At 62.1% G+C, this 24,471-nt stretch carries 25 protein-coding genes; 17 read left to right on the top strand and 8 right to left on the bottom strand.

What is annotated here, in order from left to right; all coding sequences use genetic code 11:
* Nucleotides 1-102: 102 nt before the first annotated feature.
* The 3 genes from AC1D2N_RS25685 to AC1D2N_RS25675 all read left to right on the top strand — a co-directional run bounded on the left by AC1D2N_RS25685 (nucleotide 103) and on the right by AC1D2N_RS25675 (nucleotide 3,964).
* Nucleotides 103-960, top strand: coding sequence for a helix-turn-helix transcriptional regulator (locus tag AC1D2N_RS25685; protein ID WP_130758999.1), 858 nt, complete (start codon nucleotides 103-105; stop codon nucleotides 958-960).
* 136 nt (nucleotides 961-1,096) lie between these two features.
* Entirely contained in the window at nucleotides 1,097-2,833 is a 1,737-nt protein-coding gene (ggt, locus tag AC1D2N_RS25680) for a gamma-glutamyltransferase (protein WP_018243506.1), read from the top strand.
* Between the two features lie 156 nt (nucleotides 2,834-2,989).
* Entirely contained in the window at nucleotides 2,990-3,964 is a 975-nt protein-coding gene (locus AC1D2N_RS25675; protein ID WP_130759000.1) for a threonine ammonia-lyase, read from the top strand.
* Between the two features lie 18 nt (nucleotides 3,965-3,982).
* Here AC1D2N_RS25675 and AC1D2N_RS25670 read toward each other — a convergent pair whose 3' ends face one another.
* Entirely contained in the window at nucleotides 3,983-4,780 is a 798-nt protein-coding gene (locus AC1D2N_RS25670) for an SDR family NAD(P)-dependent oxidoreductase (RefSeq protein WP_018445963.1), read from the bottom strand.
* Between the two features lie 116 nt (nucleotides 4,781-4,896).
* Here AC1D2N_RS25670 and AC1D2N_RS25665 point away from each other — a divergent pair, with 116 nt between their 5' ends.
* Nucleotides 4,897-5,841, top strand: coding sequence for a GlxA family transcriptional regulator (locus tag AC1D2N_RS25665; protein ID WP_130759001.1), 945 nt, complete (start codon nucleotides 4,897-4,899; stop codon nucleotides 5,839-5,841).
* 39 nt (nucleotides 5,842-5,880) lie between these two features.
* On the opposite strand, the gene AC1D2N_RS25660 is transcribed toward AC1D2N_RS25665, so the two are convergent.
* Complete coding sequence (locus AC1D2N_RS25660) at nucleotides 5,881-6,687, bottom strand: phytanoyl-CoA dioxygenase family protein (RefSeq protein WP_130759002.1); 807 nt, start codon at nucleotides 6,685-6,687, stop codon at nucleotides 5,881-5,883.
* A gap of 229 nt (nucleotides 6,688-6,916) precedes the next feature.
* Nucleotides 6,917-7,813 carry a LysR substrate-binding domain-containing protein gene (locus tag AC1D2N_RS25655; RefSeq protein ID WP_130759003.1) on the bottom strand — a complete coding sequence of 299 codons (897 nt, stop codon included), beginning with the start codon at nucleotides 7,811-7,813 and terminating at the stop codon, nucleotides 6,917-6,919.
* 117 nt (nucleotides 7,814-7,930) lie between these two features.
* Between AC1D2N_RS25655 and AC1D2N_RS25650 the strand changes: the two genes are divergently transcribed.
* The 3 genes from AC1D2N_RS25650 to AC1D2N_RS25640 are packed head-to-tail and all read left to right on the top strand — an operon-like array spanning nucleotide 7,931 to nucleotide 9,305.
* Nucleotides 7,931-8,350: a tautomerase family protein gene (locus AC1D2N_RS25650; RefSeq protein ID WP_130759004.1), complete on the top strand. Its 420-nt coding sequence runs from the start codon at nucleotides 7,931-7,933 to the stop codon at nucleotides 8,348-8,350.
* On the top strand, nucleotides 8,347-8,751 hold the full coding sequence (locus AC1D2N_RS25645; protein WP_028734963.1) for a cupin domain-containing protein: 405 nt from the start codon (nucleotides 8,347-8,349) through the stop codon (nucleotides 8,749-8,751). Before AC1D2N_RS25650 ends, AC1D2N_RS25645 begins: the two co-directional genes overlap by 4 nt.
* The gene (locus AC1D2N_RS25640) at nucleotides 8,748-9,305 is read left to right on the top strand and encodes a DUF4865 family protein (RefSeq protein WP_130759005.1); all 558 of its coding nucleotides are present in this window, start codon (nucleotides 8,748-8,750) and stop codon (nucleotides 9,303-9,305) included. Before AC1D2N_RS25645 ends, AC1D2N_RS25640 begins: the two co-directional genes overlap by 4 nt.
* A 2-nt stretch (nucleotides 9,306-9,307) precedes the next feature.
* Here AC1D2N_RS25640 and AC1D2N_RS25635 read toward each other — a convergent pair whose 3' ends face one another.
* From AC1D2N_RS25635 to AC1D2N_RS25625, 3 genes are all read right to left on the bottom strand, one after another.
* Complete coding sequence (locus tag AC1D2N_RS25635; RefSeq protein ID WP_047623119.1) at nucleotides 9,308-9,943, bottom strand: LysE family translocator; 636 nt, start codon at nucleotides 9,941-9,943, stop codon at nucleotides 9,308-9,310.
* A gap of 138 nt (nucleotides 9,944-10,081) precedes the next feature.
* The gene (pyk, locus tag AC1D2N_RS25630) at nucleotides 10,082-11,521 is read right to left on the bottom strand and encodes a pyruvate kinase (RefSeq protein ID WP_018243516.1); all 1,440 of its coding nucleotides are present in this window, start codon (nucleotides 11,519-11,521) and stop codon (nucleotides 10,082-10,084) included.
* A complete protein-coding gene (locus AC1D2N_RS25625; protein WP_017967841.1) occupies nucleotides 11,521-12,006 on the bottom strand; it encodes a DUF1036 domain-containing protein in 486 nt (161 codons plus the stop codon). The genes pyk and AC1D2N_RS25625 overlap by 1 nt, the downstream gene beginning before the upstream one ends.
* Nucleotides 12,007-12,207: 201 nt before the next feature.
* Here AC1D2N_RS25625 and AC1D2N_RS25620 point away from each other — a divergent pair, with 201 nt between their 5' ends.
* The 3 genes from AC1D2N_RS25620 (at nucleotide 12,208) to AC1D2N_RS25610 (ending at nucleotide 13,672) form a co-directional block, all read left to right on the top strand.
* Nucleotides 12,208-12,996, top strand: a complete 789-nt coding sequence (locus AC1D2N_RS25620; RefSeq protein WP_130759093.1) for an N-formylglutamate amidohydrolase — start codon at nucleotides 12,208-12,210, stop codon at nucleotides 12,994-12,996.
* Nucleotides 12,997-13,011: 15 nt separating this feature from the next.
* On the top strand, nucleotides 13,012-13,317 hold the full coding sequence (locus AC1D2N_RS25615) for a DUF1244 domain-containing protein (protein ID WP_003582233.1): 306 nt from the start codon (nucleotides 13,012-13,014) through the stop codon (nucleotides 13,315-13,317).
* A 91-nt stretch (nucleotides 13,318-13,408) separates the two neighbouring features.
* Nucleotides 13,409-13,672, top strand: coding sequence for a DUF2312 domain-containing protein (locus AC1D2N_RS25610; RefSeq protein ID WP_008533181.1), 264 nt, complete (start codon nucleotides 13,409-13,411; stop codon nucleotides 13,670-13,672).
* A 160-nt stretch (nucleotides 13,673-13,832) separates the two neighbouring features.
* Here AC1D2N_RS25610 and AC1D2N_RS25605 read toward each other — a convergent pair whose 3' ends face one another.
* Both AC1D2N_RS25605 and AC1D2N_RS25600 read right to left on the bottom strand, forming a co-directional pair.
* Entirely contained in the window at nucleotides 13,833-15,680 is a 1,848-nt protein-coding gene (locus AC1D2N_RS25605) for a peptidoglycan L,D-endopeptidase MepK (RefSeq protein WP_130717822.1), read from the bottom strand.
* Between the two features lie 178 nt (nucleotides 15,681-15,858).
* Nucleotides 15,859-17,403, bottom strand: a complete 1,545-nt coding sequence (locus AC1D2N_RS25600; protein ID WP_130759006.1) for a sigma-54-dependent transcriptional regulator — start codon at nucleotides 17,401-17,403, stop codon at nucleotides 15,859-15,861.
* Between the two features lie 310 nt (nucleotides 17,404-17,713).
* Between AC1D2N_RS25600 and AC1D2N_RS25595 the strand changes: the two genes are divergently transcribed.
* The 7 genes from AC1D2N_RS25595 to omp10 all read left to right on the top strand — a co-directional run bounded on the left by AC1D2N_RS25595 (nucleotide 17,714) and on the right by omp10 (nucleotide 24,306).
* Nucleotides 17,714-19,570 (top strand): M3 family oligoendopeptidase, encoded by a 1,857-nt coding sequence (locus tag AC1D2N_RS25595; RefSeq protein ID WP_028734966.1) that lies wholly within the window; start codon nucleotides 17,714-17,716, stop codon nucleotides 19,568-19,570.
* Between the two features lie 92 nt (nucleotides 19,571-19,662).
* Nucleotides 19,663-20,823 carry an aminodeoxychorismate synthase component I gene (locus tag AC1D2N_RS25590; protein WP_130759007.1) on the top strand — a complete coding sequence of 387 codons (1,161 nt, stop codon included), beginning with the start codon at nucleotides 19,663-19,665 and terminating at the stop codon, nucleotides 20,821-20,823.
* Entirely contained in the window at nucleotides 20,820-21,449 is a 630-nt protein-coding gene (locus AC1D2N_RS25585) for an aminotransferase class IV family protein (RefSeq protein WP_028734968.1), read from the top strand. Before AC1D2N_RS25590 ends, AC1D2N_RS25585 begins: the two co-directional genes overlap by 4 nt.
* A gap of 2 nt (nucleotides 21,450-21,451) precedes the next feature.
* Entirely contained in the window at nucleotides 21,452-21,736 is a 285-nt protein-coding gene (locus AC1D2N_RS25580; RefSeq protein WP_130759008.1) for a YciI family protein, read from the top strand.
* Nucleotides 21,737-21,753: 17 nt separating this feature from the next.
* The gene (locus AC1D2N_RS25575; RefSeq protein WP_026188523.1) at nucleotides 21,754-22,119 is read left to right on the top strand and encodes a nuclear transport factor 2 family protein; all 366 of its coding nucleotides are present in this window, start codon (nucleotides 21,754-21,756) and stop codon (nucleotides 22,117-22,119) included.
* A 195-nt stretch (nucleotides 22,120-22,314) separates the two neighbouring features.
* Nucleotides 22,315-23,766, top strand: coding sequence for a homospermidine synthase (locus tag AC1D2N_RS25570; protein WP_018243525.1), 1,452 nt, complete (start codon nucleotides 22,315-22,317; stop codon nucleotides 23,764-23,766).
* 171 nt (nucleotides 23,767-23,937) lie between these two features.
* On the top strand, nucleotides 23,938-24,306 hold the full coding sequence (gene omp10 / locus AC1D2N_RS25565) for an outer membrane lipoprotein Omp10 (RefSeq protein WP_018243526.1): 369 nt from the start codon (nucleotides 23,938-23,940) through the stop codon (nucleotides 24,304-24,306).
* Nucleotides 24,307-24,471: the final 165 nt, after the last annotated feature.

The raw sequence follows: 24,471 nt of genomic DNA, 5'->3' as shown, positions 1-24,471 counted from the left end.
AATTGATCGAGCCGCAGACGCTTCAACCACCTGCGACACCGGCATCATGCGCGGCCCGGAAACGGCAAACAGTTCCGGTTTTATCCTGGTATCAATACTGATATGATTCCCGCCATGGACCAGAGATCCGACACATTCGAAGCCCGCCGCCGTGAATTCGCAGCCTTCCTGCGCTCCCGTCGCGAACGGCTGACGCCCTCCGAGGTCGGTTTGCCGGAGGGGTTTCGCCGGCGCACGCCGGGTCTCCGGCGTGAGGAGCTCGCCATGCTCGCCGGCGTCGGCACCACCTGGTACACCTGGCTGGAACAGGGCCGCGACATCAGGCCCTCCATGCAGGTGCTCAACGCCCTTGCCGATGCGCTGCGCCTCGACGAGGCCGAGCGCCGACATCTCTTCACCCTCAACAATCGCCAAGCGCCGCAGGCAGTCTCATCCGCACTCGAATGCGTCGACGAGCCGCTGCAGCGCATGCTCGCTAACCTGACCCACCAACCGGCTTATGTACTTGGCCGCCGGTGGGACGTGCTCGCGTGGAACCGTGCCGCCGAGGTGCTGTTCGGCGGTTACGACACGCTCGACCGCGACGAGCGCAATACCATGCATCGCCTCTTTGCCGACCCCGCGCATCGCAAGCTGCTCGTCGACTGGGAGGCGGTTGCCCGCGTCTCGCTGGCGATGTTTCGCGCCGACAGCGCGCGTTATGCCGGCGATCCGGATTTCGAACGGCTGATCGCGCTGCTGAAACAGGCAAGCGCTGAATTTCGTGATTGGTGGCAGCGCCACGAGGTCGTCAATCCGCTGTCCGGCATAAAGCGCATCAACCATCCCCTCAAGGGCCGCATGTCCTTCGAGCATACCGGCCTGACACTGACAAGCCGGCCGGAGATGAAGCTCATCGTCTATACGCCGCTCGATCACGATGACACCAACCGGAAACTCGCCGAACTCCTCACGCTTTAAGTTTTGTTTTCGCATATCGTCGTCGCAAAGCCGCTGCACACTTTTGCGCGACATGCTTTAAAGCCAACCCCTTGCATTGCCTCAGGCTGTCGCAGCCCCATATGTTTTTTCATCATTGTCCATAGGAGGGGAAATCATGGGCCGCCTGCATATCGGGACGATCTCCGTCATATCAGCATTGTCGCTGAGCCTTACCTCGGCTTTCGCCGCCTCGCCTGCGCCCGTAGAAGCCGAGCACGGCATGGTCGTCACCGCTCAGCATCTGGCGACCGATGTCGGTGTCGAGGTGCTGAAAAGCGGCGGCAATGCCGTCGATGCGGCAGTTGCCGTCGGCTATGCATTGGCAGTCGTCTATCCCGCGGCCGGCAATCTCGGCGGCGGCGGCTTCATGACCATCCGCCTGAAGGACGGCACGAAGACTTTCCTCGATTTTCGCGAACGCGCACCGCTTGCCGCAACGAAGACCATGTATCTCGATGCCAAGGGCGATATCGTGCCACGCGCCAGCCTCGACGGTTATCTCTCGGTCGGCGTGCCGGGCTCCGTCATGGGCTTCGAGACCGCGCGCGAGAAATACGGCACCAAATCGCGCCAGGATCTGATCGCGCCGGCACTTCGCTTCGCCAAAGAGGGTTTCACCCTGGAACAGGGCGACGCCGCAAGTTTCGCCGGCAACGCCAAGCGCCTCGCCAAGGATGAGGCGGCGGCAAAGATATTTCTGAAACCGGACGGCAAACCCTATGCATCCGGCGAAAAACTCCAGCAGCCGGACCTTGCTTCGGTCCTGGCAGGCATCTCCGAAAAAGGCTCCGACGCCTTCTACAAGGCCGCGCCCGCTGAGGCGATCGTCAAGGCGAGCCAGGCCAAAGGCGGCATCCTTGCCAAGGAGGATTTCGAGCAATATGCCGTGCGCGAATTGAAGCCGATCGAGTGCAATTACCGCGGCTACGACATCATCTCCTCGCCGCCACCTTCCTCCGGCGGCGTCATCATCTGCGAGATCCTCAACGTTCTGGAAGGCTATCCGCTCTCCTATCTTGGCTATAACTCGGCCGAAACCGTGCACCTCATGGTCGAGGCGATGCGCTATGCCTATGTCGACCGCAATGCAGCACTCGGCGATCCCGATTTTGTCGAGAACCCGGTCGCCAAGCTTCTCGACAAGAAATATGCCTTGGAGACTGCCGCCAAGATCGACCCCTACAGGTCTGGCACCTCGGCGAACCTCAAACCGCTCGGCGGCAAGGAAAGCACCGAGACGACGCATTATTCGATCATCGACGACGAGGGCAATGCGGTCGCCGTCACCTATACGCTGAACGGCTCCTTCGGCGCCGGCGTCGTGGCACCCGGCACCGGCGTCCTGCTCAACAACGAGATGGACGATTTCACCTCCAAGCCCGGCGTGCCGAACCTCTACGGACTGGTGCAGGGCGAAGCCAATGCCATCGCGCCGAAGAAGACGCCGCTCTCCTCGATGAGCCCGACCATCGTCACCCGGGACGGCAAGCCCTTCATGGTGATCGGCAGCCCCGGCGGCTCGCGCATCATCACCATCACGTTGGAAGCGATCCTCAATGTCGTCGATTTCGGCATGGATATCAGCCAGGCGGTCAACGCCCCGCGTCTCCACCACCAATGGCAGCCCGACAAGGTCTTTCTCGAACCCTATGCGCTTTCGCCCGATACCGAAAAGACGCTCGCCGCCATGGGCTACAGCTTCGATGGCGGCAATGACGCGCCGCAATGGGGCCAGGCCGCCGGCATCCTCGTCGGCGGCAAAAGCCTTGCCGCCATCGCAAAAGGCGGCGGCGCCCGCTACAACGGCGCCATGGATAGCCGCGCAGCGGAAGGGTCGGCAAGCGGTTACTGACGCTTCGGGGATCGCCTGATCGAACAGTCGGCGGAAGCGCAACGCGGCTCGAAAAGCAGCGGTGGCACCATTCATGTCACCGTGACAAAGTCGCCGTTCACAATTGGCTTGCCGCGCCCTATGCATGGGCGAACCCGCAAGCAGAAAGATTCCCGAATGGCCAGCATTGAAATGATTGTCGCAGCTCGCGCCCGTCTGCGCGGTCATGCAAGGCGCACGCCGCTTCTCTCCTCCCCTTTCCTCGATGAGATCGCCGGCCGGCGTCTGTTCGTGAAAGCGGAATGTCTGCAGCATTCCGGCTCATTCAAGTTTCGCGGCGGCTGGTCGGCCGTCTCCGGCCTTGATGCTGCGGTACGCTCGAAGGGCGTCATCGCCTTCTCCTCCGGCAACCACGCCCAGGGCGTTGCGCTTGCTGCCAAGCTGCACAATATCCCCTCCGTCATCATCATGCCGAGCGATGCGCCGAAGCTGAAGATCGCCAACACCCGTGCCTTCGGTGCTGAGGTGGTGCTCTACGACCGCGTCAACGAGGATCGCGACGAGATCGGCGCGAGGCTTTCTGCTGAGCGCGGCCTGACACTGATCAAGCCCTTCGACGAACCGCTTGTCATCGCCGGCCAGGGCACGACCGGCCTCGAAATTTCCGAGCAGGCTGGGGAGGAAGGGGTGATATCAGCCGAAGTCCTCGTTCCCTGCGGCGGCGGCGGATTGACCTCCGGCATCGCGCTCGCCCTTGAAGCCAGTTCCCCCGGCTTTCGTGTCCGCCCCTGCGAGCCCAAGGATTTCGACGACACCACCCGCTCGCTCGCCTCCGGCAAGATCGAACGCAACGCGACGGTTTCGGGCTCGATCTGCGATGCGATCGTTACGCCGCAGCCGGGCAACATCACCTTCCCGATCCTCAAGCGCCTCGCGGGCCCTGGCATCGTTGTCACCGACGAGGAGGCGCTGCGCGCCATGGCGCTCGCCTTCACGCGGTTGAAGATCGTCGTCGAGCCTGGCGGCGCCGTGGCGCTCGCCGCCGCCCTTTTCCACGGCGACGCGCTGGAAAGCGACACCGTCGTTGTCGTCACATCGGGCGGCAACGTCGATGCCGATATTTTCTCCACCGCCCTGGAACGCTTCGGTTGAGGTAAGTGCCCCAAACCATCATGCCAGCTTGTAACGCTTGGCCGGCATGCTGCGAGACAGGTTCGGCATCAATGCCTGGCGCGCCTGCTCGTAGGCCGACAGCAAGCCTGCATCCTCAAGCGCCGGAATCGTTGCGAACTCACCCTGCTTAAGGCCGGCGAGCGATGCATCGACCATGTCTTCGGCCGACATTACGATCTCGTTCGGCAGATGCTCTATCGGCGTGCCGGCAATCCCCCAGAATTCCGTCGCCGTGGCCCCCGGTAGCACGGCCTGGATACGGATGTTCTTCTCCGCCAGCTCATGCTTCAGCGACTGGCTGAAGGCGAGCACGAAGGCTTTCGTGGCGCCATAGACGCCGTTCAGGCGCTCTGGCGCGATCGCCACGATGGAAGCAATGTTAATGATCGTGCCACCGCCGCGGGCAACGAAACCGGGAACGGCGGCATAGGTCAGCCGCATCAGCGCCGTGACGTTGAGTTCGATCATCTTCTGCATCTTGTCGACATCGGCGGCGAGCAGCGGCGCCGTTCCGCCGACGCCGGCATTGTTGACCAGAAGCGTGATGCTCCGGTCTTGCTTCAGCACGCCTTCGACACGGGCGAGGTCGGCCGTGTTGCCGAGGTCAGCCACAACGGTCTCGACCGCCCTGCCCGTCTCCTCAGTCAGCCCGCTTGCCAAGGCCTTCAGCCGCTCGCCGTTACGGGCAACGATGATCAGGTCGTAACCCTGCTTTGCCAGCCTGTGCGCATAGACTGCGCCGATGCCCGAGGATGCGCCGGTTACCAGCGCAGTACCCTTGTATTCCTGTGTCATGATCCATCTCCTTCAATTGCGCCGGCGTCTGCCCTGCACTTGAGGAGAGTCATACTCCGGATTGTCAGCGTCCTGAATGTCATATATACCACCTTTTAGGACATAGGAGCTTAGCCATGCAGACCATCGCTTTCCTGCTCTATCCCGGCTTCCAGATCATGGGCCTGGCGGCCGTGTCGGCCTTCGAATTCACCAATCTGCATTTCCGCGAGAAGGTCTACGACATCCGCTACCTCTCGGAAGCCGGGGGGTCGCTGCGCACCTCGCTCGGCATGACGATCGAGACCGAGCCCTTCGGCGATCCCGGATTCGATACGCTGATTGTCACCGGCGCACCCGGCATTGCGTTGCCAAGCCCCGGCGAAAGCGGCTTCATTCGCGCGGCTCTTGGCGCCTCTCGCCGCATCGCTTCGATTTGCACCGGCACCTTCTTCCTCGCCGAAGCCGGCATTCTCGACGGCCGGCGCGCGACGACGCATTGGTATCTCGCCCGCCAAATGAAGGCGCGTTATCCAAAGATCAAGGTGGAAGAGGATCGCATCTTCATCATCGACGGTTCGGTCTGGACATCGGCCGGCATGACGGCCGGGATCGATTTGGCACTCGCCATGGTCGAGAAAGACCACGGCATTGAAGTCGCCCGCGCCGTGGCCCGAATGCTTGTCGTCTATCACCGCCGTTCCGGCGGCCAGTCGCAATTTTCCGCGCTGCTGGAGCTGGAGCCGAAATCCGACCGCATCCAGAAGGCGCTCGACTTTGCCCGCGGCAATCTGAAATCGCAGCTTTCGGTCGAAGAACTGGCGGAAGCCGCCCATCTCAGCCCCCGCCAATTCAGCCGAGCTTTCCGCGCCGAAACCGGGCAGTCACCGGCCAAGGCCGTGGAAAATCTCAGGCTCGAAGCCGCCCGGCTGATGATGGAGCAGAGTCGCCATCCGATTGACGTCGTCGCCGACGAGACCGGCTTTGCCGACCGCGAGCGTATGCGCCGCGCTTTCCTGCGCGCCTTTGGCCAGCCGCCGCAGGCAATACGCCGCAACGCCCAGCAGGAACTGCAGATGTGAGCACCCAGCCTGCGACGGGCTGGGTGCTTTCTGTCCTCGCTACTGTTGCTGAAGCGCCCGGCGGATCGCGATCTCGATCGGCGAATAGGCGCCGTCCTCCCGTTCGAGCCGGAGAGGTTCAGCAGGCGCAAGGCCGGGCTGCGCCATGAAGCGCGGCTGCCTGCCGCGATGCATCTGCGCTGCATGGATGAGGAACGGATGGCACAGATAGACCGTGCCAGCCGGGCCCGTCGCTAACGCCAGCGGCCGGCCCTCCCCCACATGCTCCAGCCAGAGGTACGCCATTCCCGCCTCGCCCGCTGGTGCCAGGAGGCGTGCGATATCCTTGTGCGAACCGACGCGGATGCGGGTCGGCGCGTCCTCCTCTCCGACATCCGAGAACAGGAAAAGCATCAGCAACGCCCGCCCGCGCGAGGTGATGTTCACCCGCCACGCAGAAAAATCCCGTTGCTCGTTCGGATCGGAATCCTCGCCGGGAAAGCTGAGGTCGACATGCCAGCCGGCATCACCGGGATCATCGGGATGGGGGAAGCGCACCGGAAAACTGCCAAGTCCATTGCGCGGCTCCCAGCGACCGGTGCCGACGAGCTGGTCGAAGGCCGAATGCAATACCGGCGTGTTGACGGCTTTCTCAAACGGCCCGCCGCCATAGCCGGCAAGTCGCACGACGGGCTGCGTCCACGTGCTTGGATCATCCGCAGCGAAGGGAATGTCACGCCACATGATGGCACGGGCTTCCTCGGCCAATGCGGGGGGAAAAGCGTCGTCGATCCTGACGAAACCGTCCTCGATGAATCGCTCGATCTGCGCAGCACTCAGTGCCGGCGAGTAAACATCTGATGTCATGAAATATCTCTCTATCGCCAAACCTGCCGGCTCTTTCCTTGGCCAGACGCAGGGTGGTTACATCCACGGCAACGCACCAGCCACGAAGGCTGGTCAGCGGCCGCATCTTCTGATGCCCGAAGGCAGAGCCTTAGAGGCTCAAGAAGAAGACCGAAGCGATATTGAGGGTGAACGTCTTCATAGGGGTTCGAGGCTACAGGCTTGCGCCCGAGGGGTCAATGCGGAGAGGTCAAGCCGACACCTCGCGCAGCGCGCCATGCACCGACTGAAGCACGAGCTCGGCAAGCCGGGCCGCAGCCGGCTGCGGTTCGGCCTCCGCCCGATGCAGGACCAAACCGAGCTTCGGCAAATCCGGCAAGCCGACTGTCTCCGGCGCCAATGGGCGGACCTTCGCCGGCAGGCCGATCGGCGTGCGGATGGTGAGACCGAGGCCTGCCGCGGTCGCGGCCCAGAGACCGCCGAGACTGGGACTGACGAAGGCGAGCCGCCAGGAGATGCCCGCCTCATCAAGCGCCTTGGTCGCTGCACTCCGCAACAGGCACGGTGCCTCCAGCGAGGCAAGCGGCATCGGCTCGCCGCTTGCGGCTTGCCAGCCCGGCTGGCCCTCCGAAGGCCCGATCCAGCGCATCGGCACTTCGCCGATCCGCTCGCAATGCGCCGTCAGCGTGCCATCGCTCCAGGTAAGCGCCAGATCGAGCTTGCCCGACGTGACGCGCTCGAGCAGTTCGGCATTGCGCACCACCCGCGCTTCGATCCGGACCTTCGGATGCGCGCGCGCAAAGCGGCCGAGCACATCAGGCAGCAGGGTCTCACCGAAATCCTCCTGTAGGCCGAACCGCACCCAACCTTCCAGCTCGACGCTGTTGACGGCCGCAGCCGCCTCGTCGTTGAGCTCCAGCAGCCGCCTGGCATAACCAAGCATCGTCTCGCCGGCATCCGTCAGCGCCAGCCCGCGCCCCACCTTGCGGAAGATCGGCGTGCCCGCCTGTTCCTCCAGCTTCTTCAGCTGCGCACTCACTGCCGAGGTCGAACGCCCGAGCCGCTCGGCCGCCTTGGCGAAATTGCCGAGTTCCATGCCGGTTGAAAAGGTTCGAAGCACATCGAGATCGAAGATCGTCCGTCGCATTACATAATCCCATTTTTCAGGATCATTAGTTCATAAAATTCTGATTTTCGGCATCATCGTGCCGTGCAATGGTTCAGCTGTCAAGGCCGACGGACGGCCTGAACCATGGAGATCCCGATGCCCTTCGTTCGCATTTCCCTTCGCAGAGGCAAGTCGCCGGACTACCTCATGGCGCTGGCCGACAACATCCAGCGCGCCCTGGTCGAGACCTTCGACGTGCCCGAAAACGACCGCTTCCAGGCCATTCACCAGCATGACGACAACGAGTTGATCTTCGATCGCAGCTATCTCGCCGGCCCGCGCTCGGACGACTTCGTCTATATCTCGATCACGATCGGCAGGCCTCGCACCGGCGAGATGAAGGCGGCGCTCTATCGGCGGCTCGCCGATCTCCTGACGCAATCGCCGGGCCTCCGGCCTGAGGATGTGATGATCGTCATCAGCACCAGCGCGCCGGAAGACTGGTCCTTCGGCGACGGCATTGCCCAGATGACTGACCCAGACTGGCGGCTTCGTGTGGCTGGAGGCCGGCAATGAGCGCTTCGAACCCGAAGACCATGACCATCAGGCGCCCCGGCAAGGCAATCCGCTCGCCGGAGGGCGTCGCGACTGCGCCCTTCTGGGTCGAGATGCTGCTCGAAGGCAGCGCCGATGGCGAGAACACCGCAATGCGCGCCGCGCTCGATCCCGGCACCATTACCCGCTGGCACACGCATCCCAGAGGCCAGTTGCTCTATGTGCTTTCGGGCCATGGGTTGGCGCAGAACGACGGCGGTCCGATCGAAGCATTGCGCGCCGGCGATGCCGTCTGGTTTGCGCCCGGCGAGCGTCACTGGCATGGCGCCGCCGACGACAGCCCCTTCAGCTATATCAGCGTCCAGCCGACGGAAAACGGCAGCGTCGTCGAATGGCTGCAACCGGTGGAGGGACAGTCATGATCACCATGCAGTACAGCTTCACCCTGCCCGCCGATTACGACATGTCGATCATCGACCGCCGCATCCGCGACAAGGGTCCGTTGCTCGACGGCTTTCCCAATCTCGGTTTCAAAGCCTATCTCAGCGCCCGCAAGGGAGAGTTCGGCAGCCACGACAATCTCTATGCGCCCTTCTATCTCTGGCAGAGGCCGGAAGGAGCAAGCGACTTCCTCTGCGGCCCAGGTTTCGAGGCTCTCACCAGCGCCTTCGGCTGGCCACAGGTGAGGACTTGGATCGTCTGGCAGGCAGAAATCTCAGCTGATATCGCCTCAGCCAAGTTCGCCACACGCGATGTCCTGCAGACAGAGCCTTATGCGCCGCTCGCCGATATCCGCCGCGCCGAAAGCGCGCAGGCTGGTGCCGACGTTGCGACAGGCGACGCGCTCGCCTCCGTCTCCGGCTTCGAACCGACCACCTGGACGCGGGTGTGCTTCAGACTGTGGCGAGAAGTTCCCGAGATCGGCGAGCACACGCAGGCCTATCGCGTCGGCCACCTATCCCTGGCTCGACCCTGAACTCAGACGGTTGCCCGGCGATACAATGCCAGCGAGCCGGCAAGCGCCAGTAGCGCGCCACCGCAGGCCCGCTCCAGCCACATGGCGCCTGAGGTCTTGAGGAACCGTACCGCCTGCGAACCGAAGAAGGCGTAGCCGAACATGATGAGGAAATCGAGCACGGCAAAGACCAGCGCAAGCAGCGCATATTGCGTTGCCTGCGGCAGGCTCGGGTCGATGAACTGCGGCAGGAAGGCCGAAAAGAACAAGTAGCCCTTCGGATTGGTCGCCGCGACCATGAAACTCTTCAGTCCAATCGAGAAGGGCGAAGTCGCACCCACAGGCGCTCCGGACTTCAACGCCGCATCGATCGTGCCCTTCGAACGCAGCAGCATGATGCCGAGAAAGGCGAGATAGGCGGCACCTGCCCATTTCAGCATCGAGAACCAGAATTCCGACGCAGCGAGCAGCGCACCGAGCCCGATCGCGACGGCGCCGATCAGCACGAAATCGGACAGCACCGCGCCGATCATGCCGGCAACTGCCCGGCGCAGGCCATGCCGAGAACCATTGGTCAGCGCAAGCAGCACCGTTGGCCCAGGCGTCGCGATGCCGACAAAGGAAACGGCTGCAAAAGCCAGAAGCGTGACGATATCCATGATGCTCCTCCGAACCCAGAGCATGTCCTGCTCCAGGGACCGAAACTTGCATGCGCCGCCAAGCTTGGCAATGCCGACCCGTCAACGAAAAAGCCCGCCGCCTCTTCAGGCAGCGGGCTTCGAAGGGATGCGATTGGATCAGACGCCGCTCTGGCCGTCGGAGCCGATATAGGCAATGCGGATCATATTGGTGGCACCGGGCGTGCCGAGCGGCACGCCGGCCGAGATGATGATTCGATCGCCCGGCTTGCCGAAGCCTTCGTCCGCGACGATGCGGCAGGCGCGGTTGACCATGTCGTCGAGATCGGTCGCGTCATGGGTGACCACGCAATGCAGGCCCCAGACGACGGCAAGGCGGCGTGCCGTCTTGATGATCGGCGACAACGCCAGGATCGGCACCTGCGGACGCTCACGCGAGGCGCGAAGGCCCGTCGTACCCGACGAGGTGTAACAGACGATCGCCGACAGCTTCAGCGTCTCGGCGATCTGACGGGCAGCAAGCGAGATTGCATCGGCACCGGTCGCTTCCGGCTGGGCACGCTGGGCATAGATGATGCCGGGATAATGCGGCTCGCGCTCGATGGCGGTGGCAATCGACGCCATCGTCGCGACAGCTTCGACGGGATAGTCGCCCGAGGCCGACTCGGCCGAGAGCATGACGGCATCCGCACCTTCGAAGACGGCGGTCGCGACGTCGGAAACTTCGGCGCGTGTCGGCACCGGCGCTGAGATCATCGATTCCAGCATCTGCGTGGCGACGACCACCGGCTTGCCCGAACGGCGGCAGGCACGGATCAGCTGCTTCTGGATGCCGGGAACCGATTCGAGCGGCATTTCGACGCCGAGATCGCCGCGGGCGACCATCAATGCGTCGGAAAGCTCGATGATTTCCTCGATGCGCTCAAGAGCCTGCGGCTTTTCAATCTTCGACATCAGGCCGACACGGCCACGGGCGATCTTGCGCACTTCGGCAAGGTCGTCGGGACGCTGGACGAAGGAAAGCGCCACCCAGTCGACATCGTCGGTGGCGAGCACCGCATCGAGGTCGGCGCGGTCCTTATCCGTCAATGCGCCGACGCCGAGCAGCGTATCGGGAAGGCTGACGCCCTTGCGGTCGGAGATGCGCGTGCCTGAAATAACAGTGGTGACGATGCTCTTGCCGTCGCATTTTTCTGCGCGCAGGGCGAGCTTGCCGTCATCGATCAGCAGACGGTGGCCGGGCTGGACCGACTCGAGGATCTCGGGGTGCGGCAGATAGACGCGGTTCTGGTCGCCGAGCGCTTCGTTGTTGTCGAGCGTGAAGGTCTGGCCGGGCTTCAGGTCGACCTTGCTGTCGACGAACTTGCCGACACGCAGTTTTGGTCCCTGCAGGTCGGCGAGAATGCCGATCGGCCGGCCGGAGCGCGCCTCGACCGAGCGAATGCGCTGGATAAGCGTACGCATCAGGTCGTGGCTCGCATGGCTCATATTGATGCGGAAGACATCGGCACCGGCCTGGTGCAGCTTCTCGATCATCGATTCCTCGGAGGAGGCTGGCCCGAGGGTGGCGAGGATTTTAACTTTGCGATTACGCTTCATCAATTCTGGCTTTCTTGCGTCCCTGGGGTGTCGGAGAGCTGAACCATCCAGCTACCCTGGCGGCCCGTATCATATTCCTTGAATCCCATCTTCTGGTAACCGCGGGCATAACAGTCCTGCACACCCGTGATTTTGAATTCGTTTTCCGCCACGCACATCTGCACGTCACCCGTCCATCGTCCTCCCCGGGCGGCGTCCTCTGCATAGAGGTAGTAATAGCGCGACTGCAATTCTCCCTCGATCAGCGTGGCGCAGGTCGTTGCCGGCACCTGCCACCAGCCCTCAGTCACCCAGCCATCCTTGGCCCGGTATCCGATCGCGACGCCGACGAGATTCTGTGTTCCGTTGCAGACGCGAAAATCGGCGCGTGCGGCGTCTGCGATGAAAAACGGCATGGCGGCTGCAAGAGCGAACAGAGCGAGACGGACCAGCGGTCCGGACCGCGTGAGGAAACTTGGCGCGGCTTGGATCAACACGGCTCCCAAATAGCTCCACGGTTATTCGTATCCGTGTCTTCTTGCGCCGCCGTCAAGCGAAAGTCAACGCAATGCTAATCGATTATATTTCCTTTCATAACCACCCGTCGAGGGTCGGGCGCAACCTCTCCCCGCCTGCCGCGCTTGAACCTGCCGCAGGCGCATGCGATCACTGCGCCTGGCGGCGCAATGACGAACGGCAACTCCCTGATGGACGACTTCCAATCTTTCGAAATCCTATCCGGTAAACATGACAAAGGCATGGTGATCCTCGCAGATCACGCGATGAACCGCCTTCCCGCGCGATATGGCCGGCTCGGACTGCCCGACGCGGCCTTCGCCCGCCACATTGCCTATGACATCGGTATCGAGGGCCTGACGCGGCAGCTTTCGGCAAAACTCGGCGTTCCCGCCGTGCTCGGCGGTTTTTCGCGCCTGCTGATCGACCCGAACCGCGGCGAAGACGATCCGACGCTGATCATGAAAATTTCAGACGGCGCCGTCATATCAGGCAATCATCCGATCACGCCGCAGGAATGGGACTACCGCATCGAAACCTTCCATCGCCCCTATCACGACGCCGTGGCCGCCACGATCGACAGAGTGGCGAATGCCACCGGCAGGGCGCCGCTGGTGCTGTCGCTGCACTCCTTCACGCCGGCCTGGAAAGGTATTGCCCGTCCCTGGCACGCCGCCGTGCTCTGGGATAGCGACCATCGCGCCGTCGGCCCGCTGCTCGACATGCTGCGCGCCGATCCCGATCTCGCCGTCGGCGACAACGAACCCTATGACGGCGCGCTGAAGGGCGATACCATGTACCGTCACTGCATGATCACCGGCATTCCGCATGCGCTGCTCGAGGTGCGCCAGGATCTGATCGCAGACGAGACCGGCATATCGGCGTGGGCCGAACGCTTGGCGCCGATCTTTGCGGCGATGAATGCCGATCCCGCCTTGCACGGATACGACGTTCACCTGTCGCGCACCGGCCCCTATTGAACGAAAGGAAGCAAGATGACCGCGCTCAGCAAGGAACAACAGACCGAATTCGAAGCTGCCGCCTTCCGCCGCCTCGTCGCACATCTTCGCGAACGCAGCGACGTTCAGAACATCGATCTGATGAATCTGGCCGGCTTCTGCCGCAACTGCCTGTCGAACTGGTATCGCGAAGCCGCCGAGGCCGAAGGTGTCCCGGTGACCAGGGACGAATCGCGCGAGATGGTCTATGGCATGCCCTATGAGGACTGGAAGAATCTTCACCAGAACGAAGCCTCGCCTGTGCAAAAGGCTGCTTTTGAACTGAACAATCCACACAAATAGCTTGGCTGGCCGCGAACAGGCTTGACCACGACGCCGCTTCGCGGCAGTCACTGGCATCCAAAATTGATCACCGAAAAATCAGGAGAACACGATGTCTGATGCTCATGGCGTCGCCCGCGATCAGCTTCGCGCTTTCATCGAGCGCATTGAACGGCTGGAAGAAGAAAAGAAGACCATCGCCGACGACATCAAGGACGTCTATGGCGAAGCCAAGGGAATGGGCTTCGATACCAAGATCCTGAAGAAGGTCGTGGCGCTGCGCAAGAAGGACGAGCAGGAGCGCATGGAAGAGGAAGCAATCCTCGACACCTACCTGCACGCGCTCGGCATGATCGAGGCGCCGCCGGAAGGCTGATCCGCCGACATCGCCGATATCGACAAGCCGCCGAGCCTTTCGGCGGCTTTTCTTTTGCGTAGAACACGCTTGGCCAAACGGCCACCTTGCCGGATCGAAACAGCAAAAAGAAAAACCGCCGGATCGCTCCGGCGGTTTCAAAATTCCGTAATCGGCGGGCTCAGTTCGTGTTGAACTTGCGCACTTCCATGAAGTTCACCGCCGTGCCGCTGAAGCGAGCTGGATCGACCGAAGCGGTCTTGATGTTGAAGCCCTCGGCATAGACGGCGGTCGGCTGAGCCCGCATCGTCTGGCTGACGAACCGCGGCGCCTTGACCTGCTTGGAGGCCATTTCCAGGCGGGCATTGGTAAGCGCCCACTGCGAGATCATCTTTTCCGTCAGCTTCGGCTCGGTGCGTACCGTCGTGCGGCTGGCATCCGCTGCCGCGGCTTCCTTCTGCGTCGGGCGACCACCCTTGGCGGGAAGTCCTTGCGCCACGGCGCTTTCGGCCGCCGGTTCGTCGAAGCTGTCGCCAAAGCTTGCCGATTTGGTCATCGGTGCCAATGCTGCGAGCTCGAGCGGCGGCTTTGCGGCAGGCGTCTTTTGCGTCATCGCAGCGTTGATCGCCTGCTCCACCGTGACCGGCGGCGCCTTCGATGCGATCTGGCTTTCCCCTTCGTTCCGCTGTTGGTCGAGCGCATCGGCCACGGCAGGAGACAGTGCGTCCTGATCGGCTTCGTCGGCCTCTGCTTCCGGATCGGCATCGGCCGCGGCAAGAAGGTTCTCGGCAACGGAAGGGCGTTCGATCGGCGTCGGAACCGGCAGTCCATTCGCGCCCGTCAGCACGGGATCGGTCGACGCGACCTCGGCGTCGCCAGGCGCGCGGCGCGGGCCGAGAAGCGAGGGAACCGGAATGCTGTAGGCGCTAAGATCGGCGAACTGCTGCGGCTGAGCCTGATCGGCCGGAAGGGCCGCCGCAAGAGCCTGCTGGGCAGCATTACCCGAAGGCGGCGCGACGAGCGCACTCGCCACTTCGCTGCCTGCCGGCTGGTTGCTGAATGCCGGTCGAACCTGCGGCACCGGCGCATTCACATCGGCGACCTCGGTCGGCTGCGGCTCGGCCGGGGCGGGCTCGGCCTTCGGCGGCGTCGCCTTGGCAACTGCAACAGGCGTGGAATCGTCCGACTCGTCTTCCTGCTCGTCCGCTCCGCCGCCAAAGAGCGCTTCAAACAGCGTCTTGTGCTTCGGCGATTCCGATTCGGAAGCGCTGGCGATCTGGATCTGCGTGCCGCTGGCGCGGCGCTTATAATCGGCCATCGCCTGCTGGTAGCCCGGCAACGGCTTGCCGTCAGCCGGAATATGAATGGTGTTGCCGTTCGGGAAAAGCCGGACAAGCTCGTCGCGGCTCATGCGCGGCCAGGCGCGAACGCCGCCGACATCCATATGCACGAAGGGCGAGCCCGACTTCGGATAGAAGCCGACGCCGCCGACCTGCATCTTCATGCCGATGCCGCGCAACGTCGCCAGCTTGACGTCAGGAATGAAGAAGTCCATCGCCTTGCCAAGCATATGCTGGCTCTTTTCGGCGACACCGGAATTGCGCGAGCGGCCGCGCAGCATCTCGTTGGTTCCCGGCGAGCGGAAACCGCAGACGACGTTGATGTAATCCCTCGAACCGCTCTGGCGATAGACTTCCCAGATCAGGTCGAACAGGCGCGGATCCATCTTCGTCGGCTGGTTCTTGCGCCAGTCGCGCAGGAAGCGGTTCAACTGCTCCAGACCCTTGGGGTCGAACTTGCCATTACGCTTGTAGGTGATGACGGCTTTTTCGCCGGTATGAATGAAATAGAGCTTGAGACTGCGGGTGTCGCCCGCTGCCTGCGAAGGCGTACCAACGAATACCGGTGAGGAAACCGCGAGCGCAAGAAGGGCGGCCGCTACCGTCCTTATTGCCTTTCCGCAAATGTCGGCGCACAACAAACGCCAGCTCAAGCGCGAAGGCTTGGAATTCCCATTCAGATTCGGCAACTCGATCCCCGTCAGACAGACAATGTCCCGTACTGTCTCAGATGACTGTCAAATGCGGTCACACGATGGCAAAAATGCCACACATGATCAACCTTTTCTTTACATAGTGAACGCACCACTAACAAGTGGTTTATGACTAGTAACAAAACGTGGTTGCCTTAATCTTAACGAAAAGCGCTTAAGCCGCATCTTTCTGGGGATTGTCAGGGTCTATGCCGTAATCCTTGAGCTTGCGATAAAGTGTGGATCGGCCGATGCCAAGCTTGCGCGCTACTTGACTCATCTGTCCGCGATAGAATTTGAGTGCGAATCGGATAAGTTCCTCCTCGACATCGGCAAGCCTACGCACGTCTCCGGCAGGATTGACGCTGGCGATCGCGTTTTCCGAGACTTCGGACAGGCGGTGGTGCACCTCTGCCGACATTGACGCCCTGAAGTCCTCGCCATAGCCATTGTCGGGATCGAGGCCGGTATTGTCGGCAACGAGCGCCAGATGATCCACCACGTCATATTCCGGAAGCTGGGCAGCGATCTGCGGGAAATCAGCCTCGGTCAGCTCCGGCCCTTCGGCCAAAACGACCGCGCGGAAGATCGCGTTTTCGAGCTGTCGGATATTGCCCGGCCAGTCATAGGCGGTCAGCAAAGCCAGCGTGCCGGCATTCACCGTCATGCGGCGGCCACTCTTCTGCTCGCTGGAGAAGCGGTCGGCAAAGACGCGCACGAGATGCGGAATGTCTTCCTTGCGTTTGCGCAGCGCCGGAATGGTGATCGGGAAGACGTTGAGGCGATAATAGAGATCCTCGCGGAAATGGCCGTTCTTGACCTCCTCGATCAGATCCTTGTTGGTCGCCGAGATCAGTCGGACATTGACCTTGTGTGCGGTGCGGGCACCGACGGTCTCGATCTCGCCCTGCTGCACGGCACGCAAGAGCTTCACCTGCACCTCGAGCGGCAGGTCGCCGATTTCGTCGAGGAAGATGGTGCCGCCGTCGGCTTCCATGAATTTGCCGATGTGGCGCTCGGTCGCGCCGGTAAACGCGCCCTTCTCGTGACCGAAGAGGATGCTCTCGACCAGATTATGTGGGATCGCCCCGCAATTGACGGTGACGAAGGGCTTGTTCGAGCGGTCTCCGCCGGACTGGATGGCCCGCGCCACCAACTCCTTGCCGACGCCGGATTCGCCTTCGAGCACGACGGGGATGTTGGACTGAGCCGCCCGCTGGGCAAGATCAATAACGCGGAGCATCGCCGGGCTTGCCGAGACGATATCGTCGAAGCCGACGGAGCCTGAGCGCGACCGGCGTCCGGCCCGCGCCTTCACCTCGCGCTGGTCGAGCTTCATCGCGTTCGAGATCGACGTGGCGATGCGTTCGGGCGAGACCGGCTTGACGACGAAATCGAAGGCGCCGGCGCGCATCGCCTGCACCACAGTTTCGATGCCGCCCTGCCCCGTCTGCACGATGACGGGGATCTGCGTGCCGAATTCGTGAAGCGCGTCGAGGAATTCGAGGCCGGTCATCTCCGGCATCATCAGGTCGAGCACGATGACATTGAAAAGGCCGCTGTCGCGTTTGACCATTTCCAGGCCGATGCGGCCGTTTTCCGCCTGGTGCACGACATGGCCGTGACGCTCGATTGCGTTCTTGAGCAGGCGGCGCTGCACGGGGTCGTCTTCGACCACGAGGATTTGCCCTGCTCCCTTGAGCTCATTGTAACCGGTCATTGTCGCCTCACTTCATGCGAAACCATAAAGCGCACTCTGACAGGAAGGCTTGAACATCCAGTTTTGAGAAACAATTGCATTTTAACAATTGCAACGGGTCGTTTTCGTGCCGAAGCGAGCCTTTTCATGCACCGAAAGCCCCGCGATGCCGGGCCTTGGCACGCTGACAGCGCCGCGCGTCTTTCAGGCGCGCAAAGGTCGCTGTAACACTTTCAATCAACGCATCATGCTTTCCGAAAATCGATTCCGATTTTCGGGCCGATGCGCTAGACAATCAGACCTGTTATGAAAGTGGAGAGGAATTGCGCCCATGAAAATCACGCTCCCGCATGCCGGCCTTCATTTGTCGGCAGCAGCACCGGCTGGGGCCGCCGACCCGGCGCTCGGCGATCTGCCGGTCTGGAAGCTGCAGGATCTTTATCCCTCCGCTACCTCCACCGCCTTCGTCGCCGACATGGAAAAGGCCGGCAAGGCCGCAATCGCCTTTGAAGAAAAGTGGAAGGGCAAACTCACTGAGGCGGCGACGAAGACCGGCGCTGAGGGCATCGGCGCGGCCCTGAAGGAATATGAGGCGCTGGACGACATCATCGGCCGCCTCGGCTCCTTTGCCGGCCTCACCTATTTCTCCGACACCACCAACCCGATAAACGGCAAGCTCTACGGCGACGTACAGGCCAAGATCACCGAATTTTCCGGCCATCTCCTGTTCTTCGCACTGGAACTGAACCGCATCGACGACGCGGTCGTCGACGCCTGCATGGCGAATGACCCCGCCGCCGGGCACTATCGTCCTTGGCTGCTCGACCTCAGGAAGGACAAGCCCTACCAGCTCGACGACAGGCTGGAACAGCTCTTCCTCGAGAAGTCGATGACATCGGCCGCCGCCTTCAACCGCCTCTTCGACGAAACCATGGCGGAACTTCGCTACGACATCGATGGCGAGAAAGTGCCGCTCGAAGTGGCGCTGAACAGGCTGCAGGAAAAGGATCCTGAGGCACGACGCAAGGCAGCCATGGCGCTCGCCGAAACCTTCAAGGCGAATATCCGCACCTTCACGCTGATCACCAACACGCTTGCCAAGGACAAGGAGATCGCCGACCGCTGGCGCGGCTTCGAGGACATCGCCGACAGCCGCCACTTGGCAAACCGCGTCGAGCGCGAGGTCGTCGACGCGCTGGCCGCGGCCGTCCGCGAAGCCTATCCCCGCCTCTCGCATCGCTATTACAAGATGAAGGCGAAATGGCTCGGCATGGAACAGATGAATTTCTGGGACCGCAACGCGCCCCTTCCTGAAACCTCCAGCGCCATCATCTCCTGGCCGGAGGCGAAGGACACGGTGCTTTCGGCCTACGGCAATTTCGCCCCGGAGATGGCTGATATCGCCAGGCGCTTCTTCGACGAACAGTGGATCGACGCCCCGGTCCGTCCCGGCAAGGCGCCCGGTGCCTTCGCCCATCCGACGGTTCCCTCGGCCCATCCTTATGTGCTCGTCAATTATATGGGCAAGCCGCGCGACGTGATGACGCTCGCCCACGAACTCGGGCACGGCGTGCATCAGGTTCTCGCGGGCGCGCAAGGGGCGCTGATGTGCCAGACGCCGCTGACGCTTGCCGAAACCGCGTCCGTCTTCGGCGAGATGCTGACCTTCCGCGCGCTTCTGCAAAAGACCACCGACACGCGCGAGCGCAAGGCGATGCTTGCCCAGAAGGTCGAGGACATGATCAACACGGTCGTGCGCCAGATCGCCTTCTACGAATTCGAGCGCAAGCTCCACACCGCCCGCAAATCAGGTGAACTCACAGCTGACGACATCGGTGAACTCTGGCTCTCTGTTCAATCGGAAAGCCTTGGGCCGGCGATCAGCATTTCCGAGGGATATGAGACCTATTGGGCCTATATCCCCCACTTCATCCACTCGCCCTTCTACGTCTACGCCTATGCCTTCGGCGATTGCCTCGTGAATTCGCTCTATGCCGTCTACCAGAAGGCCGAGAAGGGCTTCCAGGAGAAGTATTTCGAACTGCTGAGGGCCGGCGGCACCAAACATCACTCGGAACTGCTGAAGCCTTTCGGCCTCGACGCCACCGATCCGTCGTTCTGGAGCCAGGGCCTGTCGATGATCGAAGGGCTGATCGACGAGTTGGAAGCGTTGGACCGAGCGGCCTGATCAGCCCTGTCCCCACGCCAAACCTCTTCCCGCAAGCGGGGAGAGGCGCCGGCTGGCGGACCAGGGAGATCGCACTCCAAGAAAAGACGCCGATGGCCGAAACCCAACCCTATATTCTGTTCCGCGACGACGCGACCGGACAGGTGATGCTTTTCGCCGAGCCGGCAGAGATCATCCTTGCCAGGACGCGCGCCGAGTTCTTTGCAGGCCTTATCAGGATGGAGCAGGCCAAGACCGCAGGCAAATGGCTTGCCGGCTACATGGCCTATGAGGCCGGATACCTCTTCGAAGAGAAACTCGCTCCCTTCACCGGTGAACATCGCGAAACCCCGCTGCTCTGTTTCGGTGTGTTCGACGCTCCACAGCCGGATACACATCCGCTTGCCCAACCAAAACAGCGCCCCGAAAACGAGGAATTTCTCACCGCTCCGAAAGCCGCCTGGGATTTCCCTGTATATAAGGAGCGCTTCGACCGCCTCCATAAGCACCTGCGGCTCGGCGACGCCTATCAGGCGAACCTCACCATGCCGGTCGAGGCCCGCTGGAACGGTGATCCCCGTGCCGCCTTCTGGTCGCTGATCGAACGCCAGCCGGTCAAATACGGCGCGCTGGTCGATCTCGGCGGTCCGGTCATCCTTTCGCGGTCGCCCGAGCTTTTTTTCCGCACCGATGAAGAGGGCTGGATCGAGACCCATCCGATGAAGGGCACGGCGAAACGCGGCGCGACCGCCGCCGAGGATGCCGAAATCATCGAGGCCATGCGCCGCGATATCAAGACGCAAGCGGAAAACCGCATGATCGTCGATCTCCTGCGCAACGATATCTCCCGCATCACCGAGGTCGGCACGCTTGACGTCCCGAAGCTCTTCGACATCGAGACCTATCCGACCGTCCACCAGATGGTGAGCCATGTGCAGGCAAGGCTCCGCCCCGATCTTTCGATCCATGACATCTTCTCCGCGCTCTTCCCCTGCGGTTCGATCACCGGCGCGCCGAAGATGCGGGCAATGGAAATTCTCCATGCGCTCGAGGATGTCCCACGCGACGCCTATTGCGGCGCGATCGGCATGATCTCGCCCACCGGCGCCATGCGTTTTTCCGTCGCCATCCGCACCATCACGATTTTTGAGGGCGGCAGGGCCGTCTTCAATGTCGGCGGCGGCATCGTCTTCGATTCCACCGCCGAGGCCGAATATGAGGAATGCCTGCTCAAGGCCCGCTTCGCCGTCGGCGACCAATGGATTGCGCGATGATCGATTTTTCGCTGATCGAGACGCTGCGCTGGCAGCCAGGCGAGGGCTTCATTCGGCTGCGGCTGCATCTCGCCCGGCTTTCCCGCTCCGCCCGTCGCCTTGGCTTCCCGCAGCCGATCGAGGCGGCGGCCAAGCTCGACGAAGCCGTTGCGGGTGCTGCCGGTCCGCTGCGCATCCGCCTGACCTTCGATGCGCAAGGCCGCATCGAGGTGACGAGCGCCGCCTTCCTCCCGCTGGCGCCCGATACGACCTGGATCACCCGCCTCGCCGAAACCCGTCTGAATTCCGCCGACAGGCTGCTGCGCGTCAAGACCACGCGCCGCGCCGTCTACGAGGCCGCGCGGGCCGAATATAGGCCTGATGAGGCCGATGAAGTCATCCTTTTGAACGAGCGCGGCGAAGTCTGCGAGGGTACCATCACCTCGATCTTCCTGGACGACGGAACCGGCATCCTGCGCACCCCGCCCATCTCCTGCGGCCTGCTCGCCGGTGTGCTGCGCACCGAGCTCATCTGTCGGCGCCAGGCCCGCGTCGGCCGCCTCGCGCTTGCCGATCTCGATGCCGGCACGCTTTATATCGGCAACTCGCTGCGCGGCCTGATCCGCGCAAACCTCGTCAGGAGCTGACCATGTTCATTCTCGCGCTCACCTATGTAAAATCCAACGATGAAGCCGACAGGCACATGGAGCCGCACATGGCCTGGGTGAAGGAGGGTTATGCCAAGGGCTGGTTTCTCGCCTCCGGCCGCAAGGTGCCGCGCACCGGCGGTGTCATCCTCGCAATCGGCGATCGCGCCGCGGTCGAGGCCAATGTCGCCACCGATCCCTTCACCATCCACGGCGTCGCCGAATACGAAATCACCGAGCTAGCCGTGACGACGGCGGTCGAAGGACTGGAAATCCTGAAGCGCTGAATTTGCAGGAGCCGATTGTGGATGATCTCGCCGCCCATCTGAAAGAACTCGAGGAAAAACTCTTCGACCCATCGGTTCGCGCCTCGCGGGAGATGCTGACTGCGCTGCTCTCTCGCGATTTCCGGGAAATCGGCAGTTCCGGACGGCTCTATACCTTCGATATGATCGTGCCCGCTCTTTTGGCCGAGCATCGGACGGGAACGTCACGCGGCGAGCATTTCGAAACCCAAAGACTTGCCGAGCATATCGCGCTCGTCACCTATCGCGCCATTTACACGGACGTCGACGAAAGCGAAAGGCAAACGCTGCGCAGTTCCATCTGGCGGCTGGAAGAGGATGGGCATTGGCGCATGCTCTTCCACCAGGGCACCGTCATCGGTTAAGCCAAGCCATGCTGGCTGCCGATCCCAGGACGGCTTCGCCGGCCTCTATCGCCGCTCGATATTTGGCCTTTCCCCCTCAATGCTCTTTATTGTGACGTCGTTTTATGGTTAGAGCCGGTCACCTCGCACTCTCTGCGGCAATTTCAAAACAATTCTCTGGCTGAACGCCTTCGTCCCCTTCCACAGGAGAAAAGAATGACGGAACAGAATTATCCGGTATATGCCGAAATTACCGGTCCGATCGTGATGATCGGCTTTGGCTCCATCGGTCGCGGCACATTGCCCCTGATCGAGCGCCATTTCAAATTCGACAAGAGCCGGATGGTCGTCATTGACCCGCGTGAAGAGCCTTCCGACATGGAGATCCTGAAGAAGCACGGCGTTCGCCATATCAAGGAATATGTCACCAAGGACAACTATAAGGAACTGCTGAAGCCGCTGCTGACGGAAGGCGAAGGCCAGGGTTTCTGCGTCAACCTCTCGGTCGACACCTCCTCGCTCGACATCATCAAGCTCTGCCGCAAACTCGACGTTCCCTATATCGACACCGTCGTCGAACCCTGGCTCGGCTTCTATTTCGACAAGGGCATGAGCAATGCCGACCGCACCAACTATGCGCTGCGCGAAACCATGCGCAAGGAAAAGGCGAAGAACCCGGGCGGCGCCACCGCCGTCTCCACCTGCGGCGCCAATCCGGGCATGGTCTCCTGGTTCGTCAAGCAGGCGCTCGTCAACCTTGCCAACGATACCGGCCTCAAATTCGAGGAACCGGACCAGCACGATCGCGAAGGCTGGGCAAAGCTGATGAAGAAGCTCGGCGTCAAGGGCGTCCACATCGCCGAGCGCGATACCCAGCGTACCAAGCATCCGAAGCCGCTCAACGTCTTCTGGAACACCTGGTCGGTCGAAGGCTTCATTTCTGAAGGCCTGCAGCCGGCCGAACTCGGCTGGGGCACGCATGAAGAATGGATGCCGAAGAACGCCAAGAAGCACAAGAAGGGCAACAAGGCGGCGATCTACCTGGAACAGCCGGGCGCCAACACCCGCGTGCGGACCTGGTGCCCGACGCCCGGCCCGCAATATGGCTTCCTCGTCACCCACAATGAGTCGATCTCGATCGCCGACTTTTTCACGGTCCGCGACAAGGACGGCGAAGTGACCTTCCGCCCGACCTGCCACTATGCCTACCATCCGGCCAACGACGCCGTGCTCTCGCTGCATGAGATGTTCGGCAATGGCGGCACGCCGCAGCCGGTCCACCACGTTCTCGATGAGGACGAGCTGGAGGACGGCATCGACGAACTCGGCGTCCTGCTCTACGGCCATGAGAAGAATGCCTACTGGTATGGTTCGCGCCTGTCGCTGGAAGAAACCCGCCGCATCGCGCCCTACCAGAACGCCACCGGCCTGCAGGTCACATCAGCCGTCCTCGCCGGCATGGTCTGGGCGCTGGAAAACCCGAATGCCGGCATCGTCGAAGCCGACGAGATCGATTACAAGCGCTGCCTCGAAGTGCAGATGCCCTATCTCGGCCCGGTCGAGGGCCACTACACCGACTGGACCCCGCTCGACGGCCGTCCGGGCCTCTTCCCCGAGGATATCGACACCAAGGATCCGTGGCAGTTCAGGAACATTCTCGTTCGCTGAGATCGCCTGTACGGCTTTGACAATGCCCGCCGCAAGGCGGGCATTTTTGTAACGCCGGCTGTCTAAATGCCGCCCGCTGCCCTTCCAAGGCTTGCCTTCATGCCGGGCGCGCGCCATCTTTTGCCCGAACTTGGCGGGTGTCCGCCGCGCCGATTCGCCGGGAGAAGCCTTATGAAAATCAGAACTGGTCTCGTTCTTGTCGGTGCAGCGGCTGCTCTTGCCGCCTGCGTTTCATCAGAGCCGCGCCGCCTGCCGGTTGCAACCGCGCCCGCCGCTACCGGCGTCGAAGGCAACTGGAGCGATCCGAACGGCATCGTTTCCACCTTCCAGGGCGGTACTTTCACCACCCGCACGACCGACAGCAACCAGCTTCTTGCCTCGGGTACCTATATCAATACCTCACCGACCCTGGTGGAGATCAACATGACCTCGCTGGTGCGCAAGACCCAGTCCAAGGTCAATTGCGCCCTCGTCAACCCGAGCCAGCTCAATTGCACCTCCGATTCCGGCGCACAGTTCACGCTTTCCCGCCGCGGCTGAAAAATGAGGCGATAGGCTAGAGCCTTTCCGGGTTAGATTGAAGCATTCTGTTGGCTCAAACGGAGTCGGATGGTCGACCGGCCGGCGCGCGTCGTAGCCCAGCTCTACGGCCAAGCCGGCCGGTCGATCAGCCGGCCCGTTTCAGCCAACCCGAAGGGCCGGGCA

The sequence above is a fragment of the Rhizobium sp. P1_B8 genome, assembly GCF_056406515.1.
This window is presented reverse-complemented; position numbering and strand designations above follow the sequence as displayed.

What these genes read in the sequence shown, in the direction of transcription:
- AC1D2N_RS25590 (WP_130759007.1), top strand. Translation starts at nt 19,663, where the DNA reads ATGGCCGAAACCCAACCCTATATTCTGTTCCGCGACGACGCGACCGGA.
- AC1D2N_RS25685 (WP_130758999.1), top strand. Translation starts at nt 103, where the DNA reads ATGATTCCCGCCATGGACCAGAGATCCGACACATTCGAAGCCCGCCGC.
- AC1D2N_RS25660 (WP_130759002.1), bottom strand. Translation starts at nt 6,687, where the DNA reads ATGACATCAGATGTTTACTCGCCGGCACTGAGTGCTGCGCAGATCGAG.
- AC1D2N_RS25610 (WP_008533181.1), top strand. Translation starts at nt 13,409, where the DNA reads ATGTCTGATGCTCATGGCGTCGCCCGCGATCAGCTTCGCGCTTTCATC.
- AC1D2N_RS25570 (WP_018243525.1), top strand. Translation starts at nt 22,315, where the DNA reads ATGACGGAACAGAATTATCCGGTATATGCCGAAATTACCGGTCCGATC.
- AC1D2N_RS25650 (WP_130759004.1), top strand. Translation starts at nt 7,931, where the DNA reads ATGCCCTTCGTTCGCATTTCCCTTCGCAGAGGCAAGTCGCCGGACTAC.
- AC1D2N_RS25615 (WP_003582233.1), top strand. Translation starts at nt 13,012, where the DNA reads ATGACCGCGCTCAGCAAGGAACAACAGACCGAATTCGAAGCTGCCGCC.
- AC1D2N_RS25635 (WP_047623119.1), bottom strand. Translation starts at nt 9,943, where the DNA reads ATGGATATCGTCACGCTTCTGGCTTTTGCAGCCGTTTCCTTTGTCGGC.
- AC1D2N_RS25670 (WP_018445963.1), bottom strand. Translation starts at nt 4,780, where the DNA reads ATGACACAGGAATACAAGGGTACTGCGCTGGTAACCGGCGCATCCTCG.
- ggt (WP_018243506.1), top strand. Translation starts at nt 1,097, where the DNA reads ATGGGCCGCCTGCATATCGGGACGATCTCCGTCATATCAGCATTGTCG.
- AC1D2N_RS25585 (WP_028734968.1), top strand. Translation starts at nt 20,820, where the DNA reads ATGATCGATTTTTCGCTGATCGAGACGCTGCGCTGGCAGCCAGGCGAG.
- AC1D2N_RS25675 (WP_130759000.1), top strand. Translation starts at nt 2,990, where the DNA reads ATGGCCAGCATTGAAATGATTGTCGCAGCTCGCGCCCGTCTGCGCGGT.
- AC1D2N_RS25595 (WP_028734966.1), top strand. Translation starts at nt 17,714, where the DNA reads ATGAAAATCACGCTCCCGCATGCCGGCCTTCATTTGTCGGCAGCAGCA.
- omp10 (WP_018243526.1), top strand. Translation starts at nt 23,938, where the DNA reads ATGAAAATCAGAACTGGTCTCGTTCTTGTCGGTGCAGCGGCTGCTCTT.
- AC1D2N_RS25600 (WP_130759006.1), bottom strand. Translation starts at nt 17,403, where the DNA reads ATGACCGGTTACAATGAGCTCAAGGGAGCAGGGCAAATCCTCGTGGTC.
- AC1D2N_RS25645 (WP_028734963.1), top strand. Translation starts at nt 8,347, where the DNA reads ATGAGCGCTTCGAACCCGAAGACCATGACCATCAGGCGCCCCGGCAAG.
- AC1D2N_RS25665 (WP_130759001.1), top strand. Translation starts at nt 4,897, where the DNA reads ATGCAGACCATCGCTTTCCTGCTCTATCCCGGCTTCCAGATCATGGGC.
- pyk (WP_018243516.1), bottom strand. Translation starts at nt 11,521, where the DNA reads ATGAAGCGTAATCGCAAAGTTAAAATCCTCGCCACCCTCGGGCCAGCC.
- AC1D2N_RS25655 (WP_130759003.1), bottom strand. Translation starts at nt 7,813, where the DNA reads ATGCGACGGACGATCTTCGATCTCGATGTGCTTCGAACCTTTTCAACC.
- AC1D2N_RS25640 (WP_130759005.1), top strand. Translation starts at nt 8,748, where the DNA reads ATGATCACCATGCAGTACAGCTTCACCCTGCCCGCCGATTACGACATG.
- AC1D2N_RS25580 (WP_130759008.1), top strand. Translation starts at nt 21,452, where the DNA reads ATGTTCATTCTCGCGCTCACCTATGTAAAATCCAACGATGAAGCCGAC.
- AC1D2N_RS25620 (WP_130759093.1), top strand. Translation starts at nt 12,208, where the DNA reads ATGGACGACTTCCAATCTTTCGAAATCCTATCCGGTAAACATGACAAA.